This is a genomic window from Paenibacillus sp. PK4536 (assembly GCF_028594455.2).
Taxonomy (GTDB): Bacteria; Bacillota; Bacilli; order Paenibacillales; family Paenibacillaceae; genus Saccharibacillus; species Saccharibacillus nuruki.
Genome location: NZ_CP126313.1, coordinates 1877608 through 1898462 on the forward strand (window position 1 = coordinate 1877608; position 20855 = coordinate 1898462).

A 20855-nucleotide genomic window follows, 5' to 3' on the forward strand; every position below is an offset into this window, starting at 1 on the left:
TATTTTTTATTGTTAATCCCACCATGAATTTTCTAGGTGGGGTTTTCCATGTTTAAGATATAATATGAGTTTTCTTAAACTTAAATTACGAAAGTATACTAGTCTGATATACTATAACTAATGATTAAAATAGGAGAAGCAGTATAAAATACAATTAAGTATTTAGTTAGTGAAAAAATGATTCAAGAATTTCATGGAATAAAAAGAATTTTTTAAAAGAACGTCAATTGAAGTTTTAAACTGTATTAAAAATTTTATCTTAATTTTATTAAAATCTAAGAGTAATAAATTATAAGAAATTCAATAAAAATAAATAAGTTTTTAAATGTGATAAAGAGATAAAAGAAATCAAAATAAACTGGGTTATTGATCAAGCGAAATTAGATAAGATAAAAGACTCAAAAAAGAGGAATCCCAATAGTATTAAAATTTTTTACTATATAACTTTATATACAATACTTTTAATAATTAAAGAGATACCAGTCTAAAGAAACCAATAGGATGATTTTAAACATTGAATTTTCAAACTGTAAATTATGTAGGAGGATAGCAAATGTCTGAAGAACAATTTAATGAAATTCGTAGAAAAGAGCTAGATACAATTCTTGTTTCGAATAAGTACAAAGAAAGAATTAATCAGGTTGCTAATGAAATTTTAGCAAGAGGTAATAAAGCAACTAATGAAGCTGAGATTGAATCAGAATTTGATTATCAGTTTCGCTCTTTATTTCATGATCTATTCTCACATCTAGGTTTTTATTATATTCCAGAAAAGGAAAAATCTGTTTCGACACGTTATCATAGAACTAAAGGTAGAGCCGATACAAGCATCGGAAATTTAATTGTGGAATTTAAGCATAAGAGAAATTTTTCAAATAAAAATCAAGTTACTAATGCGGTAAGACAAGCTGAATCCTATATGTCTGGTTTTAATGAATTCAGTGAAGTTAAGTCAATTGCGCTTGTGACTGATGGATTAAGGGGAGAATTTATAGTTTATGCAGATGGTAAAAGCAATCGTCAAGGGCTAGATAACTTTGATGGAAAATTAGTTGATTTATTTGTGAAATCATTTATTGGTGTGAATAAAGTGGAATTATCAGCAGGAAATTTAAAACGAGATCTTGCATTATCAATTGATGGTGCTGCTCCTTTGAGTAAGCAACTTAGTATTGAATTATTCTATGTACTACAAAATAATATGACAAAAAAAACTCAAATGCTTTTTGAAGAATGGAAAGAATTATTTAAACTTTCTCATGATGATGAGTCGCAGCAAGAAGCCATTATTAAACGGAGAAATGCAATATCAGAATATTTCTCTAAAATGATTATTAATGCTGATGAGGAATATTTGGCTTTATTTGCGTTACAGACTTCGTATGCAATTTGTATCAAAATGATAGCTTTTAAAGTCATTAGCAATATTAGTTTCCAAGAAGGAATGTTGGACTTTGATGATCTTAGAAATTTAAGCTCAAGTCATTTAAGAACAACTTTTTTTGATTTAGAGGATGGTGCAATTTTTCGAGAATATGGAATTTTGAATTTACTTGAGGGAGATTTTTTTTCTTGGTATGTAGCTGAAGAAGAATGGACTGTAGAAATATCTCAAAAAATAAATAATATTCTTAGGGTACTGGTAAGATATGTTCATTCTGATTTATTTCATATTGAGAATCAATCACATGATTTTTTCAAAGAACTTTATATGGGGATGGTACCAAAAGAAGTAAGACACGCTTTGGGTGAGTATTACACGCCGCATTGGTTAGCTGAAAAGGTAGTTGATGAGAGTATATCTAAATTATCTGGTTACAATCTGCTTACATGGAGAGGACTGGATCCGACTTGTGGCTCAGGGACTTTTTTAACAGTATTGATCAAAAGAAAATTAGATAATTTACCTGGCTTATCTGACAAAGAAAGATTGAGCGAGGTTTTACAATCCATTGTTGGAATAGATATTAATCCAGTTACTGTTTTAACTGCTAGAGTTAATTATTTCTTAAATATATCTAATCTTTTATCAAATGATATTTTATCTGAGGGTATTGAAATTCCTGTATACTCTGGAGATTCTGCATATGTTCCAGAAATTAAAGAAATAGGTGGAGTACCTTGTTTTAAATATGAAATATCCACTCAAATTTCAGATATTAATATTATTCTTCCTCAATCGATAACTTATGATTTAAAAAGGTTTTCAAAAACAATGACAAGTATTGAGATAGATATAAAAAACTTAGACGAAGAAACAGTACAAAAGAAATTGATTGCATTAATACCAAATAATGAACTTGTTGAAGAGGTGAAACAAAATATTGAGTTGTTATCAAGTAAATTAGTTGAAATGGAAAGAAATCAGTGGAATGGTATTTGGGCTAGAATAATAACAAATTATATTACGACCGCAAGTATTGGAAAATTTGATGTGATTGTTGGTAACCCACCATGGGTAGATTGGAAGAGTTTACCTTCTGGATATCGTGATAAAATAAAGGCTCTACACATTACAGATACACTCTTTTCTGGTGATGGGATGACTGGTGGAATTAATTTAAATATTTGTGCTTTAATTACGAATGTTGTTGCAACAAATTGGCTGTCAAGCAAAGGAATATTAGCTTTATTGATGCCAGATACATTAATGTATCAAAAATCATATGAAGGTTTTAGAGATTTATTGTTGCCTGATAAGCGTCGAATGTACTTTTCAGAAATATTTAATTGGACGAGAGCAGGTCATCCATTTGCTCCAGTTCAACAAAAGTTCTATACTTACTTTATGAATTTTACAGAAGTTAATTATAAGGAAGGTATTAAGCTTACATCTTTTGTGAAGAAACCAAGTATGACTTCTCAAATAGATTTGATTGATTTTGATAGTACTTTTAGTAAAGAAGAAGGATATTTGTATCAATCTACTGATAATAGTACCTACTTTACGTATATTAAACAACGCGAAAATATAGATAGTTTAACAAAAATTGCAGGTACGAGTGAATATAAAGGACGTGAAGGAATTGAAGTATATCCACAAGAATTAATGATTTTTCAAGTGGATAATTCTATGCCATCAAATAGTACTCATGTGACTGTGAAAAATATCCAAAATTCTCGGTCTAAATTTAAAATGCCAGAAAAACATCATTTTTTTGAAAAGTCAATGTTAGTACCTTTGATTAAAGGCGTTTCTATAAAAAAATTCCAAACTCCAGAGAGTGACTTATTAGTTCCATTTGCTTATGACTCAAGTTATAGCACACAAGTAGCAATGCCTTTAAAAGAACTTAGAAGAAAAGCGCCTAATACGGCAAATTATTTCCAAAAAAATAAAGAAATATTTGAGTCCCAAAATGAATATAGTAATAAACTTATAAATGGAAATAACATTCCTTATTATTCGCTTGCTCGAGTTGGCGCTTATACCTTTGCAGAAAATTATGTTGCTTTCAGAGATAATAGCAAATGGGGCGCTTGTGTTATAACTCAAGTTAAAACCCCGTGGGATGAGTGGAAGAGGCCAATTTTCCAAAATCATGCTGTGACTATAAGTCAAAATAAAGATGGATCGTATATTACAAATGATGAAGCACACTATATCTGCTCAATAATAAATAGTTCGATTGTTGAAGAATACATGTTGAATTCTTCAGATTCTAGATCTTTTCCTATCCGTCCTAGGTTTAAAATTCCTCAATATGATTCTGCAAATGATAATCATATAAAATTATCAGAAATTTCAAAGAGAGCTCATCAACAGAAAGAACCAGTGAGTGAAAAAATGCTTAAAATGATTGATGAAATATATTTAGAAATTCTATCCTAATTTGTATAAAATAAGAGATACTCAAGTTTTTTGAGTATCTCTTATTTTATTAGTGAGGAAAAATTCATTATTCCATGAAGCATTCTTCGTTATAGGTAACATGGATATAGATTTAGTACGATAGAAATTCAAATGAATAAACGTAGTTAATAATTATAAAAGAGTTAGATTTACTATAACTATCCCTAATATAACAAGGAATTTTTTTAAATTGAAATAAATTCCAATAAAAATAGAGGTGAGAAAACTGACAAATGATTCTAATAAAGCAATGTTGAAAATTTATGACGGTTCTAAAGCAATTGGATATAGACCATCTAAATTTAGATAAATGGTTGCAAACGAAGGGGTCTAAAAACTAATCAAAATTAATAAATTATCTGATGGATTTGTAGAATTAGTAAATTTAAATTGATTAGATTTAATAGTAGAAGCATTAATATTGAAAAAAGCATTTGAACCTTTATTTACTGTAGAAGAGTTGGAAATAGCAAAGGATCGACTTACAAAATTAAATTATTATGATGAAAATACAAATAATTATAATAATTTACCTCCTTTGATTTTTGCATGGAAGAGATTCAGCTAGTATTTTGTATTATCTAGGAATAAAAGCTGAATGCCGTGGATGTTTTGAGAACCAATCTTTAGATAAAGTAGTAGACATTTTGGAACATAAAAGAATAGAGTACCAAGATATCGTTCGTCTTTTAAAATTATATAAAAGATCAGAAAATTTATTAGAGATTACGACGAATGATATTAAAGCTTTAGAGATAGAAAATGAGAATAGAGTTGAAGGTTCCCAAAAGATTTATCTCGTTAATACGTATGAACGTAATCCTAAAAATAGAAAAGAGCAATTGAAATTCACAGTTTAGATTGTATAGTATATGGTTTAATTTCGAAAAAACGTATGGAGATTTAGGGAAAGATTTTATAGAAGTACATCATCTAACACCTTTAAATATAATTTCTGGAATCTGTTCACTGATTGCTTTTAATAAGAGAGATATATAATAGTCTTTTTTAACAATAGACTCAGGTAGATTTAAAGCTTCACTAGGTACAATAACTAATTTTTTGAACGCTTCTTTATCTTTATAAAAGAACATCGTATATCTCCGTCTCCATTAATCTTTTAGCTATTTTACTAGGGTATGCTAAAATGACCTGCTTAATTTCTATCTTAGATAATTTCAAATCAATTACATAATTTTTCTCCCTAATATCTACACGTGGTTTTTTCAAAATTAACGTATAAGAGCGTAGAGAAATCTCTCGTTTTTTACTGGCATTCTTTTCTGTTACAATTTCTAGATTTTTAGGAACTTGAGTCGTAATTTTGATTTGATTAGCAAATGCTAGTCCAGATAAATAGCCGTGGACTTCATTTTGTGACTTTATATATTTCCGTTCTATAACAGTACGTTCACTTATTTTTTTGATTTAATAAAGTGTTCCATTTTGTAAAATAGTAAATACCATCTTCGTAACGCTCAAGTTCATTTTTTCAACCAAATACTACGATGAAAACTCTCCTTTTCAATCCCCCATTTTCTTGTATCCATCATACTAGCTATAATCGGCTCTTTATATTCATATTTTTCTAAAAGTTCATTAGCTAATATCAATATAATCACCTCTATAATTATATCTCTATTTTATTATAAAAATTAAAAAAAGAGACAAAAAATAACAGAATTTTAGTTGATATTCATATCATTTTTACCTTTTGAACTTGTGACCATGATAAGATGAACTACATGATTTTGGTGAACATCATAAGAGGCAAAGATTAGATCGGATTAGCTTTGCCATCATCGCAGTTATATCTGATTCTGTGATATTCATACATAAAGGAGGCTTGCTTACTGTTCCCAATGAACTTGTTCCACATGTGCGAAGATGTTTACGTAGAATGATAACAACGAAAATAATTAGAACGTCTATACCAAAGCCAACTATTTGCTCGTACATATAGTGATTAGGCTTGAATCGAAATGTAATTCCACTAAGCTCAATACAAGGAGAGAATACGATGAAACTTATAACAACTTTACTTTTAACAGGTGTACTATTAACAGCTTGTAGTCAATCTAATCCACAAGCTACAACAACTGCTGGCCAATCTAACCCAAGCACAAGTACTACAGTAACGGCTTCAGAGACTACAGACTCTAAAGAAGATAACCAATATTACGGCGATTATCAGATGGACCCGGAAGATACATTTAATACTCTTATTCATAACAATCCATTAGATCAGGCGTATCATAAAGAGTATAATAAATTTCAGAACTCTACCCAGTTCTCGACCACGGGTTGGGTTGCACTTGAAGCGAAGTATTTGAAATTATGGAATGTGGAATTGAATAACACCATGCAACAACTGAAATCCAAGTTATCTGCATCTCAGTATGCTTTATTACAGCAATCTCAAGCAGGCTGGAAAACGTATGATACCAAAGAGTCTGAATTTGTAGAAGATACATTTTTGAAAAATGCCCATTTTGGTTCTCAAGGGCAAGTTAGCGCAGTCAGCACCCAATTGTCTAGAACACGCGAAAGAACGATTCAACTAATGGAATATGTTTACGAACTCAATGATCACCAACTGCAATTTGTGTATCAATAACCTATACAATCAATAACAGGAGGATTCCATGCTGACAACGACCATAGCACAGATGAAGCGTCTGCAACTGCACCAACAAGGACTGCTACAACCTCACCTCAATCACTACCAAAATGCAAACGGAGTGCTGAATACACTCAATCGACTCGGTTATGTTCAGCTCGATACGATGAATGTCTTATCTCGTAGTCAGGATTTGTTTTTCTGGTCGAGAGATCATCGGTATAAGCGGGAATGGTTGTTGGAGTTGTATGAGGAGCAGTCGATCTTTGAAGTGTATTTGTTTGCTTTGTGTTTGTTGCCAGCATCTTCGTATGAACATTTGCATCATTATTTTGCACACCATCATATGAAGATCATGAACGAACCCAAGTTGGATTTAATTTTGGATATTTATAAGCAAGTGCAATTTAATCAGCCATTGCGTTCGCGTGATATTGAACATAATCATCCATCAAGTGGAGCGACATGGAGTATGACACCGGCAAGGCGAGCACTGGATCAGTTGTGGCGTGCAGGCTTAGTCAAAGTCAGTCGAGATCACCATTTCAATAAATTATATACACGCACTGACCAGGATATTGAAGACCATCGAATAGTTGAACATGAACCAACATTGAATACGTATTTAATGGAGTTAACGTTTGAGAATCTAGGAATCGCTACACTGAAAGAATTGAAAGCTTGCTTTAATCTCAACAAAACAGCCGTTAACCAGTATATCAAGCAACAGCTAGAGCAAGGACATATTCAACGTATACAGGTTGAAGAATTTGCTGAAGAACATTTTATACGTACACAGGATATTCCTTTACTGACCACATTAGAAAATATAAAAGGTACCGCAGCGACATTATTATCTCCTTTTGATAATATGATCCGTGATCGGTCACGATTGTTGAAGTTATTTGACGTCGACTATAAGCTGGAAAGTTATATGCCCAAAGAACAACGGACATACGGTTACTTTGCAATGCCCATTTTGATTGGAGAACAGATCGTGGGTGTGGTTGATCTCAAAAATGATCGCCAGCGCCGAGAATTACAGGTGCAAAAGTTAACGCTGTTTGATTCTGCTCAAGCAACTGAGCATGAGTCAACGATTGAATTGATTTTGCAACAGTTATGCGTATTTGTCGAAGCAGAACAGATCGTTTCTATGCAAGAGACTACGTATCTGAAGTATTCACACTTGTCTTGAAAAGAATAGAGCGTCACAGAGCTACCTCATGTCTCAATAAGGTAGCTCTTTTGTTGTGGATTAAAATATAGACTCGAATATGATATGAAGCTTTTGCTAATCTTAGTAGTGACTCCTAGAACATGATAAGATATAAGCAATGTACAAGAATAGTGAGTATACATACACTAAGCGCAATAAATAACGGGACAATACTATCATCAGCCAAAGGAGATTAGACTATTGGAGCCATTTACACTGATATTAAGTTGTATCGGATTACTGATCTTTTTTGCAGTGATTGCTATTGTGTTACCAAAAATGTTAAATAAGAAAAGTATCGCAGAACAGACGATACTAGAAGGGTACTCTGCCCGAGCAACGATTATTTCTACTACTCCTACAGGGCAGTATACCAGTGGACAACCTGAGATTATTCTTGTGCTGAAGATTGAGCGACCAACAGCGCTTCCTTTTCAAGCCACTGTCAAAACAACAGTGTATACGATGAATCTTCCCAAATTTCAAGAAGGTACACGGGTGCATGTCAAAGTATTCGAAGATCGCAAAGGCAAACATGTTGTCGTAAAAGGGACATTAGATTATCCGTAGAGTCTGTAGAATACTAGGTAAGTATGTTTCTATTCAACAGAATCAATAGCAATTTATCCGAGATAGTAGAAATCATCTGATTTTCTGATAGATGCTAAGAAATTCTCTCGATATGCGTATTTCTACACCTGATACTAGAGTAATTCTATCTTTATGATAGACGTATAACAGAAGTATTCAGGAGGTAGTGTGCATTGGTTACCCAGACTGTACTGGATTACCGCTGGATCGGACAACGGATTCGAGAGATTCGACAGCAACGTGGATTAACACAGCAACAATTGGCTTTAGGCATTTGTAATCAATCACAGATCAGCCGTATTGAAAAAGGAGTCGAATCGGTATCGGCTGAGATTTTATTTCAGATTGCTCATAAATTTAGTCTGGATATTCGTATCTTTTTCGATATGAACGAACAGCAGATTAATGAGATTCAGAATATTCGTAAAAACATTAAATATTTGCAGAAAAAGCATATGTATCTGGAGCTGTTACAATATATCGAAGATCATCAGGTCGAAGAGATATGTCGACATTCATTGATGGATCAGCAGTTTGTACTGTATCAGAAAGGCAATGCCCATGTACATCTAGGCGCTGTTGATCGCGGTTTTCCGATGATTCAGTTAGCTTTGAAATTAACTTATCATTGCGAACGGATTCCAGCTTTGTATGAGATTGAAGTGATTCAAGCACTAGCCATTGCTTATGGAATGGACGGGGATTATCGAGCATGTATCGGTTGGTTACATAAATGCCTGCGTGCCCTGCATATATATCGTGAGGGAAATGATCAATTTACGCCGATCTTTTATTATTTGTCCAAAGCTTATTCAGACACGCAAGATTATCGGACAGCGATTGAATATGCCACTCAGGGTATTCGTTATTGTGCTAATCATCAGATCGGTTATTATTTGGATCAACTGTATTATGAATGTGGCTACAGTTATGAGCAGATTGGACAACAGTTCAAAGCACAGCAGTGTTATGCCAAGTCTCAGTTGTTGCAAGAACTATTTGGCGTATATTAAAAGGTATTGCACGATATATCCATTTTTGACACTGTTCACCTTTTCCATATGGAGAAGGTTTTTTTGTTTTTTTGATCTTATTTGTTGACTATTCTAATGATCAAAAGCGAGAGAATAGCCCTTTACTACAATTTGCCTTAGATTATGCGGATATACATAAGTTTTTCACAATCTAAGCAGTATAATTCAGTTATACCTTGAAAAAGGGATTTATTGGAAAATGGGAAAACCTATGTTGTTCATTGTCATGTAGCATGCTGTCGGGAAAATCGTAAGGGTATCAGGCAATATCTTATTCTACTATTTGAAGGAGTGTATATGATGAATATCATTCAAAAAGGCAAATTAATGAAATGGGTATTAGCAGGAGTGATGAGTTGTTCGTTACTGGCTACATCGATGCCGACCACTCAAGCCGCAGATAGTGCTTCCACGATGCCAAGTATTAGTGGCAAAAAAGTTATGGTAGGCTACTGGCAAAATTGGACATCTTCTGCCAAAGACGGTTATGCAGGTGGGACTTCACGTACGATGGCTTTAAGTGAATCTCCAACAGCCTACAATGTGGTTACGGTTGCTTTTATGACTGGAAATGGTATTCCTACATTTAAGCCAGATCGAGGAACCGATGCTGAATTTCGTCAACAAGTCGCTACGTTAAATGCAAGAGGAACAGCTGTTATTCTTTCGTTAGGTGGAGCAGATGCTCATGTACAACTCAGTGCAGGACAAGAGCAAGCTTTTGCCAATGAGATTATTCGTCTGGTTGATGTATATGGATTTGATGGATTAGATATCGATCTGGAGCAAAATTCGATCAAAGCAGGTAGTAACACAACGGTTATTCCAGCCGCGCTTAAGATCGTCAAAAATCATTACAAAGCGCAAGGTCAGAACTTTCTGATTAGTATGGCTCCTGAATTTCCATACTTGAAACCAGGTGGAGCTTACGAACCGTACTTAACCAGTCTGGCAGGCTACTATGATTTTATAGCGCCTCAATTGTACAATCAGGCAGGCGATGGCATCTGGGTCGACGAAGTGAGCAAGTGGTTAGCTCAAAATTCAGATGCAGACAAATATAATTTCCTTTACTATATGGCAGATTCATTTATTCATGGCACAAGAGGATTGCTACAGATTCCAGCCAATAAATTAGTGCTAGGCTTACCTGCTAATCCAGATGCAGGGGGCAATGGAACAGTCAAAGATCCAACAGTAGTGTATAACGTATTTTCCAAATTACAATCACAAGGTCAATCGCTCAAAGGTGTAATGACATGGTCAGTAAACTGGGATCTGGGTAGCAATAGTGCAGGAACACCTTATAACAAAGCTTTTTCCAATGCGTACTACAACTTGATCTATAACGGTACTGCACCAACCGATCCAACGACACCGACCACACCAACCAATCCTGATCAACCAACAGCCAAAGTTTGGACAGCATCTGCCGTATATGTCGGTGGAGATACTGTAAGCTACAACGGCAAAACGTATCGTGCCAAATGGTGGACTACAGGCGAGACACCTGGACAAGCAGATGTATGGCAACAACTGTAATAGATTCTTCGATCATATCATTTATACCGTATAGATTTGGAACACTTGGGAGGTCTATAAATGAATTGGAAAAAGGCGATGACAGCGACTGTGGCTATTAGTACATGTGCTTTGTTAATGAGCAGTACCATTTGGGCACATGGTTATATCGAACAGCCTGCTAGTCGTGCTTACAAAGGATCGAATGCACTCGGACTCAATACCAATGTGGGAAGTGCTCAGTATGAACCGCAAAGTATTGAAGCACTCAAAGGCTATCCATCAGCAGGACCGACAGATGGGCATATTGCAAGCGGCGGTGTAGCAGGATTTGCACCGCTAGATGAGCAGACATCTACCCGCTGGCACAAAACAGATATCAAAACAGGTGCACTCAAAGTTCAATGGAAATTAACAGCTCAACATGCAACAGCCAGTTGGAAGTATTACATCACCAAGCAAGGTTGGAATCCAAATGAACCACTGAAGCGTAGTACATTGCAAGAAATTGCTGTGATTAATGACAATGGAGCCAAGCCGGCTGCGAATGTGAGTCATACAATTAATATTCCGTCAGACCGCAGTGGCTACCATGTCATCTTGGGCGTATGGGATATTAGCGATACCGCCAATGCTTTTTATCAGGTGATCGATGTGAATATTACGGGACAAGGTACTGGAGGAACAACACCGACGACTCCTACTGATCCAGGACAACCTTCTGCTAACGCTTGGAGCCCTTCTATGATTTATGTTGGTGGAGATACTGTCAGCTATGATGGCAAAACGTATCGTGCGAAATGGTGGACAAGCGGGGAAATGCCAGGTCATTCAGATGTCTGGGAATTGCTTGCTGGATTGCAGTAAATTCATATTTTCCATTCACTTCTAAGCCAATCTACTTTTTGAAATGACAACATGGCTCAAAGCCCATCTGATCGAATCCAGTAAGAGGTACTGGTTCGGTATAGATGGGCTTTTTGAATAGGAGGATATCTATGCGTAAAGAGGAGAGGTTACACCGAACGAGCGAGTTGTCCATTCATTAGTAAGCGAGTCGTTAGATATTTACGAGCATCAGCAGTAATGAGATGAAGATCATCATGCTTAGCACGAGAAGGGTCTTTACTGAATTTGACACATGCGCCTTCCAGACTTTCCTGAATAGCGATAACCTTATATCCATTATCTAGCCATTGATCGATCGCCAGCTTTTCTTTTTCAAAATCAGCGAAAGCAGACATTATCGTATCCCTCCACTTACTTGTTCAGTTGTAGAAGATAACAGGGTTGTAGGAACTTCAAACCGATTACGATGCAAATACTGACCGGTTCCCGGTGTACCGACAAACTGTTTATCTCGAATCACAAATTCTCCTCGACTCAGTACAGATACTGGTTCACCTGTAATCTCTATTCCTTCAAAAGCATTATAATCGACATTCATATGATGTGTTTGCGCTGAGATCATCCGTTTGACAGTTGGATCGAAGATCACAATATCAGCATCACTACCAATCGCAAGTGTTCCTTTCTGCGGAAAAAGTCCAAATAGACGTGAGCTGGCTGTAGCAATAATATCGACAAATTTGTTAAGTGAGATTCGTCCTTTAGCAACTCCTTCAGAATAAAGAACACTGAATCGGTCTTCGATCATCGGGCCACCATTCGGTATTTTGGAGAAGTCATCAAGTCCCAGATCTTTTTGCCCTTTAAAATTAAACGAGCATTGATCGGAACCAATCGTTTGTAAACTTCCATTCCAGAGAGCATTCCACAACACTTCTTGATTCCATTTCTCACGTAGAGGAGGAGACCATACATATTTAGCTCCTTCAAAATTCGGTTTTTCCAAATCGCTCTGATCCAATAGTAAATATTGAGGACATGTTTCTCCATACACACGTAGACCTTTACGGCGGGCTTCTTCAATTTTGTAGACAGCTTCCGCACAAGTCACATGCACCACGTATAATTGCGAATCCGTTAGACCGGTAAGGTAAGCAGCACGTCCGGTAGCTTCACCTTCTAATTCAGGAGGACGGGTAAGCGCATGATAGATAGGTTCTGTCTGTCCAGCGGCTAGTGCTTGTTCGACTAAGTATTCGATCACATCACCATTTTCAGCATGTACCATCACAAGTGCGCCTTCACGCTTCGCTGTTTGCAATGTTCTAAATAATGTACCATCATCGGCTTGAAATGTATTTTTGTACGCCATAAATACTTTAAATGAGGTAATGCCTTCTTTTTCAATAATCTGAGGTAATTCATCCAATACGATATCATTAATTTCTGAGACCATCAGATGAAAGCTATAATCAATGACAGCTTTGTCTCGTGATTTCTTATGCCATGTATCGACAGCGCTTTGCAAGGTATTACCTTTAGTCGTTAAGCAGAAATCAATCACTGTCGTTGTACCGCCGAATGCAGCTGCTTTGGTGCCAGACTCAAAATCATCAGCCGTAACGGTTCCACCAAAAGGCATATCAAGATGAGTATGGGGATCAATACCTCCAGGGAATACATAGCAACCACTCGCATCAATTATTTCAGCATCTTCTGCTTCCAAATGAAGCCCGATACTGGTGATGATCCCATGTTCGATTAATAGATCGGCGACATACGTATCTGCTGCCGTTACAATCGTTCCATTTCGAATAATCTTTTTCATCCAATCACCTCAGCTCCGGTATACGAATCATTCAACGAACCGATCATTTTTTGACGATCGTTCCAGCTCATTGGCGCCATACCGTTTTGTATTTCGATCATATCTATCGCACCATCTACAGGACAGACGATAGAACACAGATTACAACCTACACAATCTTCTTCGCGAACTTGCAAAATACTTTTTCCTTCGGCATTGGTCAGCATATCAATACATTGGTGGGAAGTGTCTTCACAAGCAATATGGCACTTATTGCAGTTAATACAATTTTCTTCATTGATTCGAGCAACGACTTGATAATTAAGGTCTAGATCACCCCAATTGGAATAACGGGATACACTTTGACCAATCAATTCAGTCACCGAGCTAAGTCCTTTATCATCTAAATAGTTGTTGAGACCATCGATCATTTCTTCGACAATTCGGAAACCGTGATGCATTGCGGCAGTACAGACTTGAATTCCTGTAGCTCCCATCAACATAAATTCAACTACATCTTGCCATGTAGAAATGCCGCCGATTCCTGAAATAGGTACACCTACATTCATATCTCGAGCACATTCGGCTAACATATTTAGGGCAATCGGCTTTACCGCAGGGCCACAATATCCACCATGTGCCCCTTTGCCACCGACATGAGGGATGGTATTCCAACTATGAATATCGACACCAGCGAGACTATTGATCGTATTGATCAGACTAATCGCATCCGCACCACCTTTAACAGCATGGCGAGCCACCACCGTGATATCCGTAATATTTGGAGTTAATTTCACAATTACAGGTGTCGTTGCTACTTCTTTCGCCCATGTGGTCTGTGCTTGGACTAGATCGGGTTGTTGACCAGAAGCTGCACCCATACCACGTTCAGCCATACCATGCGGACAACCGAAGTTCAATTCCAATCCATCGACACCTACATCTTCCACTCGTTTTACAATTTCATGCCATTTGTATTGAGTCGGTTCAACCATTAGAGAAGCAATAACTGCATGATTGGGGAATCGTTTTTTCGTTTCATAGATTTCTTTAAGATTTACATCTAATGGACGGTCAGAGATCAATTCAATATTGTTAAATCCAGCGACTCGTTGTCCGTTGAAATTAATCGCTGCAAATCGGGCAGATGTATTAATAATCGGATCACCCAGCGTTTTCCAGACCGCTCCGCCCCAACCTGCTTCAAAAGCACGCTGTACTTGATAACCTGTATTCGTAGGTGGTGCAGAAGCGAGCCAGAACGGATTAGGGGAACGAATACCTGCAAGATCAATACTCAAATCTGCCATAATCAACAACCTCCTAGTCATATCATCTTATATCTCAAACAGTACATTAGATGTGCCTATCTTCTATTTATAAATCAGATTTTGGATTGATTTATTTTAATAATCTTATTTGTATTGATAGCAGTGGAAGCCTTATTTTATACAATCGAACGTAAAGAATGATCTTCTTGAGCAAGTAAATGTTGGCTGATTGCATAAGCTGCTAATTTTCCTTGTTGCGCAGCAGAGACCACCATTGCTTCACCTTGACCCGCTCCGAATATAATATCGCCTGCGGCATATACTTTAGGATTAGAGGTACGATGAGTCGTCGTATCAATCTTGACAACACCCCATGTATGTTCTAATCCAAAATGCTCAATCAGATCAGTACGACGTTCTTGTCCAATCGCGGTCACCACAGCATCGACGGGCATTAAGAATTCAGAACCTTCAACAGGCATCGGCACTAACCGCCCGTCTTTACCAAGTTCACCTGTTAATTTCATTTGCACACACTCTAGATGAGTGACTTTACCTGTAGCATCACCAATAATTCGCTTGGGTAATGTTAACCAGTTGAATTCTACCCCTTCTTGTTTGGCAAATTCATATTCAAAATCATAAGCAGTCATTTCTTCGCGTGTCCGTCGGTAGACCATTTTCACATTAGAAGCACCTAAGCGTACTGAACAGGTAGCTCCATCAATAGCCGTATTCCCTGCACCGATCACCGCTACTTTTTTGCCGATTAGATTAACATGAGGTTGACCTGTTTTGGTCTGTTCAACCAGTTGAATCGCATCATAGACGCCTTGTAGTTGTTCCCCTTCAATTTTGATCGGAGGAACGTATCCCATACCAGCTGCTAAGACGACTGCATCGTATTCCGTCAGTAATTGCTCGGCAGTGATATCAGTGCCTACTTTCATATTGGTGCGAATATCGACGCCTAACTTTCGTACTTGTTCAACTTCCCAGAGCGATATGGATTGAGGTAAACGAAAAGAGACAATACCATGCGTATCCAGTCCACCTGCAAGTGGTTTCGATTCATAGATCACGACACTGAATCCCTCACGTGCTAATTCACGTGCAGCAGCTAAGCCAGCAGGACCGCCACCGATCACCGCTACTTTTTTCTCGTTAGGAATACCTGCTTCGAATAAAGAAGCGTCTTTTTCGATCGCCCAATCCGTAGCATAACGTTGTAATCTTCCGATATCTATCGGTTTGGAACTTTCATTCAGTACACAAGCGCCTTCACATAACTCTTCTGTTGGACAGACACGAGCACAACTAGCACCAACAGGATTAGCATCCATAATCGTATATGCAGCGCCTTTTAGATTATCGGTTGCAATGCGTTTGATAAAAGAAGGGATATTGATTCCGGTAGGACAAGCTGTTATACATGGCGCATCATAACAGTACAGACAGCGATTCGATTCTTCTATAGCTCCCTTGTGAGTTAGACCAGGTTCTGCTTCCGCAAAATTACGCATAAATAGATCGGGTGTAAACGAAGCCAATGTAGAAGAAAGTTCCATCGGTTAAACCTCCTTAGGGTATAGAAAACTATTTTGTGTTAAATAATGTAACATATTTTTCGCTAATATCGATCTTTTTATAGATTTTTTCGGTGAAATTATTTTAAAATATCATATAAAGCATAAATATAGTATAATTCATATCCATATAGGTTATGTAATCTAACATTTATATATTAAAACTATAGACAATTCGCTTTTTTATTACATTAGACAGAGTGTCTAATTTCAAAAGTTTATTTTTGACGACCATAGCGTAGATACAGGTGCGGCTGAACGTTACTTTATATGAAGGTGATTGATCCATGATTTAGAGAAAGGTGGGGGAGAGATGGAAGGAAACCGTATGTTTACTATCGAAGATGCGATGACAAGACCTTTATTTGCTCAAGCAGAAGTAATCGGAGGAATAAGAGGAACAAAGAATTATGTTCGTTGGGTACATGTGCTGGAGAGTTCTAATTTTGAAAGTCTTATTCATGGAGAAGAAATGATTCTGACTACAGGTATGCAATTCCATCATCATCTTGCAACTGCACTCGAATTTATGGAAAATTTAATTCAGAAAAAGGCAGCATGTCTTTGTATTGAACTGGGCGACTTTTTTCAACAGATTCCTGCTGAAATGATTGAACTTGCCAATCGTCACGATTTTCCTTTGATTATTTTTAAAGAAACCGTACGGTTTGTAGATATTACGCTCGATCTACATTCATTGATTATTAATCACCATCATCGTATGCTTCAAGAATTAGAAAGTATTTCACGTGAATTCAATCGGTTAACGCTCACTTCGCAAGGCACTACGAAAGTATTACAATTGCTACATCAAAGCACGCATCATCAAGTGATCTATTTACAATTGCAAGGCAAACCTTCCTTTTTCCCGGCACTCGCTCCTGATAAGCAACGTCCGCTATTGGATTTTTTTGCAGCATTTAATGAAAGTATGGATGGGGTACAACATGATACTGCACCTTATTTTCGTGAATATCAGCAACAAACGATTGTGCTCAAGCCTGTAGGTGCTCTGGATCAGACATGGGCATACATTATGTTGATCTGTCCGCACAAACCACAAGAGTATGATTGTTTATTACTAGATTCGGCTTCGCTATCTATCGCTCAAGAATTGTTACGTACCCGTTATATGGAAGAACGCAAGTTATTTTCAGAAAATCTATGGGTGGAGGAATTGATTTATGGAAGGATTGAAGATGAACATCGACTCAAAAGTCTAATTGGACCTGATTTCGCCGCCATGAATGAATTACCTTATCGTGTCTGCCTTATCGAAATTGAGAATCCGCAAGATGTGAAATGGAACAGTTCAGAGAATGAGTGGGAGTCGATCACATTTCATCTTTCGCTAGCTTTACGGTCTATTTTCGAAAAGTATCTATTTCATCCACTTATCACACTCAAAAATAATCGACTGACAGTGATTGCTCTGGATCAACAAGCCAAAATGCCTGCGAAGCCAAGACTTCAACAGGCATTACAATCTCTACAACATATTCATGCAGATGATAAGCTGAAGCATTTGAAATTAATTATTGGTGTAAGTAAATCCGGTCATCATTTGAAAAATGTTTCAGCCAGTTATCAAGAAGCTGTTCAAGCCTTATCTCTGTATTCCTGTTCGGATAGTACGTTACTATTTTATGAAGAATTAGGCGTATTTCAATTACTACTCAGCTTGAATGATGGCAAAACGCTTCAGACCTTTATTCGTAACTATCTAGGGCCTCTGATTGACCATGATCAGTCCAAAGGCAGTGAATTACTTCTTACATTACGAGTATATCTGGATCATGATGGTTCCAAGCAGATTGCCGCGCAGAAATTATTTATCGTACGCCAATCGTTATATTATCGCTTAGACAAAATTACCGAACTGCTCGGTGAAGATTACATGTCACCTGAAAATCGCATATCGATTCAAGTCGCTCTACGTGCTTATCAATTTTTGTATCCAGAAAAAATGACGTTACCTAATGCTCACTCATCACATGTTTGAATGTACTAATCAAGAATTCCAAATCTTCATCTGTAGAAGATAATGGAGGGGCGAAAGTAAGTATATTGTTATAGCCAGCGACCGTATCGCCATTTTTGCCGATAATCAGTCCCTTACGTTTACAACCGGCAATTATGGACTTCACGATATCGAGTGACGCTGGCTTTTTACTGTCTTTATTTTCAACCAATTCAATTCCTGTAAGCAGACCGAAGCTACGGATATCACCGATCAGTGGATGGTCTGCAATATCCGTCATTGCTGTATTGAGGCGTTGCCCTAATAGTTGAGCACGTTCAATAAGATGTTCTTGCTCAATCACTTCCAGATTACGTAGTGCTAATGCACATGCCGCAGGATTACCACCAAATGTATTTACATGCCGGAAATGCCCGTAATCATCACTTTTATCTTTAAATGCTTCATAGATATCTTTGCGGACAGCCGTAGCTGATAATGGCAAATACCCACTCGTTAATCCTTTAGCCATCGTCACAATATCCGGTTTTATGCCAAAGTTGTGATGCCCGAACTTTTGACCGGATCGTCCGAATCCACAGATCACTTCATCTATAATAAGTAGCACACCATGAGTACGGCAAATCTCTTGTACCCGATCCATATACACTTGATGGGGAATAATAATACCACCACCCGTAATCACAGGCTCCATAATTACAGCGGCAATCGTTTCAACCCCTTCCCAGATGATCATATCTTCGATCGCTTGAGCACAGTGCAGGTTGAACTCTTCTACTGTTTGACCAGCCGGACGACGGTAACTGTCCGGTGGAGCCACATGCAAGAAGCCACCACTTAACGGTTCATATTTATATTTACGTTGAGCCTGCCCTGTAGCTGATAGCGCACCCATAGAACTACCATGATACCCACGATAACGCGAAATAAATTTGTGGCGATAATGCTGTCCAATCTGTTGTTGATATTGACGGGCGATTTTGAAAGCCGCTTCATTAGCTTCAGAACCACTATTAGAAAAGAAGATTACATAATCATCACCAAGCCAGTTATTCAACTTTTCCGCAAGTGCAATCGCAGGCATATGACTTTGTGTTAATGGAAAATAAGGAAGTTGTAACAGTTGTTCATATGCCGCTTCCGCTAACTCTTTGCGACCGTAGCCCACATTCACACACCATAGACCAGACATTCCATCCATATAACGCTGACCATTGGTGTCTGTTACCCATGATCCACTACCTGTCGCAGCGATCATCGGTGGAGCTGCTTCATTGTAAGGAGTTATATTATGCCACAAATAGCGCTGATCCTTTTGGATTGCTGATTCACTGTCTGTTCCTAATTCGAGCATGATGATTTCTCCTCTCTGTTGCTGGATCATTAATAGCGAGCAGTGACTCTTACTGCATTTTACTAGCCATATCTACAATTTCATTGGTATACGCTTCTTGCACATTAGCCGCTTCTTTAATGACGCCAAATTTCAAAGCGATATCAGCAGTCTGCTGGAACATTTTCTCGTCAGTGTAGCCCATTTTAGTTTCATCGAATCCTTCAGGTTGAATCAATTTTGCTACTTCTTGCATCATTTTGAGTTGATGTTCTTTCGTAGTACTGCCCGATTCCGCTTGCTTCATTACACTGTCAACTGCCGCTTCAGGATCAGCAATCGCATCTTTCCATCCTTTAAGTGAAGCACGTACAAATTTAGCGGCAGTTTCTTTATTCGCATCTAGCCACTCTTTATTGGCAAATAAATTATCTTCTAACATCGCTACGCCTTCGTCGTTCATATCAATCACATTCAGATCGCTATCTTTAAGACCAGACTCTAGCAAAATTTGATATTCGTTATAGGTCATAGCTGAAGCGGCATCTAATTCGCCACCTAGAAATTGATCCATTGTGAATCCTTGTTTGGTAAAGCTCACATCTTTGTTCGGATCAAGCCCGTACTTATCGAATAAAGCCAATAGTTCGAATTCATTTCCACCCATCCAGTTGCCTACTTTTTTACCTTTTAGATCAGCAGGAGTGTTAATACCAGCCGATTTTTTAGATACCACCACTAGACCGCTTTTTTGGAAAATTTGAGCGATTTGAATCAATGGCATTTCCTGTTCCTGACTCGTCAGCAGACTTCCAACCCAATCTACACCGATATCTGCGGAACCACCAGCCACCTGTTGTTCAGGAACGATATCTGGGCCACCTGGAAGAATCTCCACATTTAGACCTTCTTGCTCATAATAACCTTTATCTTTAGCGACAAAATAACCAGCAAATTGTGCTTGAGGTACCCATTTCAACTGTAACTTGACGGTTACGGGTTCTGTTGAAGTCGCTTCATTGGCATTCGCTGTTGTACCTGTGTCTGTCGAAGCACTTTTCATTCCGCCGCATCCTGCAAGCATCGTAATCATAATCACCAGCATAATTACAAGACTGGCTTGAACTTTTTGTGGTTGGATGTTCATCTTTTATTCCCCCTGAATCGTTAATCTATTCTCGATAGCTATA

At 37.4% G+C, this 20855-nt stretch carries 15 protein-coding genes and 1 pseudogene; 9 read left to right on the forward strand and 7 right to left on the reverse strand.

Features of this window, described 5'->3' with window-relative positions:
• Nucleotides 1-553: 553 nt before the first annotated feature.
• Nucleotides 554-3832: an Eco57I restriction-modification methylase domain-containing protein gene (locus tag PO903_RS08560; protein WP_273593143.1), complete on the forward strand. Its 3279-nt coding sequence runs from the start codon at nt 554-556 to the stop codon at nt 3830-3832.
• Between the two features lie 950 nt (nt 3833-4782).
• Here PO903_RS08560 and PO903_RS08565 read toward each other — a convergent pair.
• Nucleotides 4783-4947 (reverse strand): hypothetical protein, encoded by a 165-nt coding sequence (locus PO903_RS08565; RefSeq protein WP_273593144.1) that lies wholly within the window; start codon nt 4945-4947, stop codon nt 4783-4785.
• 926 nt (nt 4948-5873) lie between these two features.
• Here PO903_RS08565 and PO903_RS08570 point away from each other — a divergent pair.
• The 7 genes and pseudogenes from PO903_RS08570 to PO903_RS08600 all read left to right on the forward strand — a co-directional run bounded on the left by PO903_RS08570 (nt 5874) and on the right by PO903_RS08600 (nt 11705).
• Nucleotides 5874-6470, forward strand: a complete 597-nt coding sequence (locus PO903_RS08570; protein WP_273593145.1) for a lysozyme inhibitor LprI family protein — start codon at nt 5874-5876, stop codon at nt 6468-6470.
• A 28-nt stretch (nt 6471-6498) separates the two neighbouring features.
• Nucleotides 6499-7671 carry a DNA glycosylase AlkZ-like family protein gene (locus PO903_RS08575; protein WP_273593146.1) on the forward strand — a complete coding sequence of 391 codons (1173 nt, stop codon included), beginning with the start codon at nt 6499-6501 and terminating at the stop codon, nt 7669-7671.
• Between the two features lie 222 nt (nt 7672-7893).
• Nucleotides 7894-8262: a hypothetical protein gene (locus PO903_RS08580; RefSeq protein WP_273593147.1), complete on the forward strand. Its 369-nt coding sequence runs from the start codon at nt 7894-7896 to the stop codon at nt 8260-8262.
• Between the two features lie 194 nt (nt 8263-8456).
• Nucleotides 8457-9296, forward strand: a complete 840-nt coding sequence (locus PO903_RS08585; protein ID WP_273593148.1) for a helix-turn-helix domain-containing protein — start codon at nt 8457-8459, stop codon at nt 9294-9296.
• Nucleotides 9297-9644: 348 nt separating this feature from the next.
• A pseudogene (locus tag PO903_RS08590) lies at nt 9645-10649 on the forward strand (chitinase); the annotation flags it as partial.
• 6 nt (nt 10650-10655) lie between these two features.
• Complete coding sequence (locus tag PO903_RS08595) at nt 10656-10859, forward strand: carbohydrate-binding protein (RefSeq protein WP_273594636.1); 204 nt, start codon at nt 10656-10658, stop codon at nt 10857-10859.
• Between the two features lie 60 nt (nt 10860-10919).
• On the forward strand, nt 10920-11705 hold the full coding sequence (locus PO903_RS08600) for a lytic polysaccharide monooxygenase (RefSeq protein WP_273593149.1): 786 nt from the start codon (nt 10920-10922) through the stop codon (nt 11703-11705).
• 149 nt (nt 11706-11854) lie between these two features.
• Here PO903_RS08600 and PO903_RS08605 read toward each other — a convergent pair whose 3' ends face one another.
• From PO903_RS08605 to PO903_RS08620, 4 genes are all read right to left on the reverse strand, one after another.
• A complete protein-coding gene (locus PO903_RS08605; RefSeq protein ID WP_069329379.1) occupies nt 11855-12082 on the reverse strand; it encodes a hypothetical protein in 228 nt (75 codons plus the stop codon).
• The gene (gene hydA, locus PO903_RS08610) at nt 12082-13515 is read right to left on the reverse strand and encodes a dihydropyrimidinase (protein WP_273593150.1); all 1434 of its coding nucleotides are present in this window, start codon (nt 13513-13515) and stop codon (nt 12082-12084) included. Before hydA ends, PO903_RS08605 begins: the two co-directional genes overlap by 1 nt.
• Nucleotides 13512-14804, reverse strand: a complete 1293-nt coding sequence (preA, locus tag PO903_RS08615) for an NAD-dependent dihydropyrimidine dehydrogenase subunit PreA (protein WP_069329377.1) — start codon at nt 14802-14804, stop codon at nt 13512-13514. Before preA ends, hydA begins: the two co-directional genes overlap by 4 nt.
• A 137-nt stretch (nt 14805-14941) precedes the next feature.
• Nucleotides 14942-16333, reverse strand: coding sequence for an NAD(P)-dependent oxidoreductase (locus tag PO903_RS08620; protein ID WP_273593151.1), 1392 nt, complete (start codon nt 16331-16333; stop codon nt 14942-14944).
• Nucleotides 16334-16664: 331 nt separating this feature from the next.
• Here PO903_RS08620 and PO903_RS08625 point away from each other — a divergent pair, with 331 nt between their 5' ends.
• The gene (locus tag PO903_RS08625) at nt 16665-18353 is read left to right on the forward strand and encodes a PucR family transcriptional regulator (protein ID WP_273593152.1); all 1689 of its coding nucleotides are present in this window, start codon (nt 16665-16667) and stop codon (nt 18351-18353) included.
• Here PO903_RS08625 and PO903_RS08630 read toward each other — a convergent pair.
• Both PO903_RS08630 and PO903_RS08635 read right to left on the reverse strand, forming a co-directional pair.
• Nucleotides 18328-19686 (reverse strand): aspartate aminotransferase family protein, encoded by a 1359-nt coding sequence (locus PO903_RS08630; protein WP_273593153.1) that lies wholly within the window; start codon nt 19684-19686, stop codon nt 18328-18330. The two genes, PO903_RS08625 and PO903_RS08630, sit on opposite strands and share 26 nt — an antisense overlap.
• A gap of 49 nt (nt 19687-19735) precedes the next feature.
• On the reverse strand, nt 19736-20812 hold the full coding sequence (locus PO903_RS08635; protein ID WP_273593154.1) for an ABC transporter substrate-binding protein: 1077 nt from the start codon (nt 20810-20812) through the stop codon (nt 19736-19738).
• Nucleotides 20813-20855: the final 43 nt, after the last annotated feature.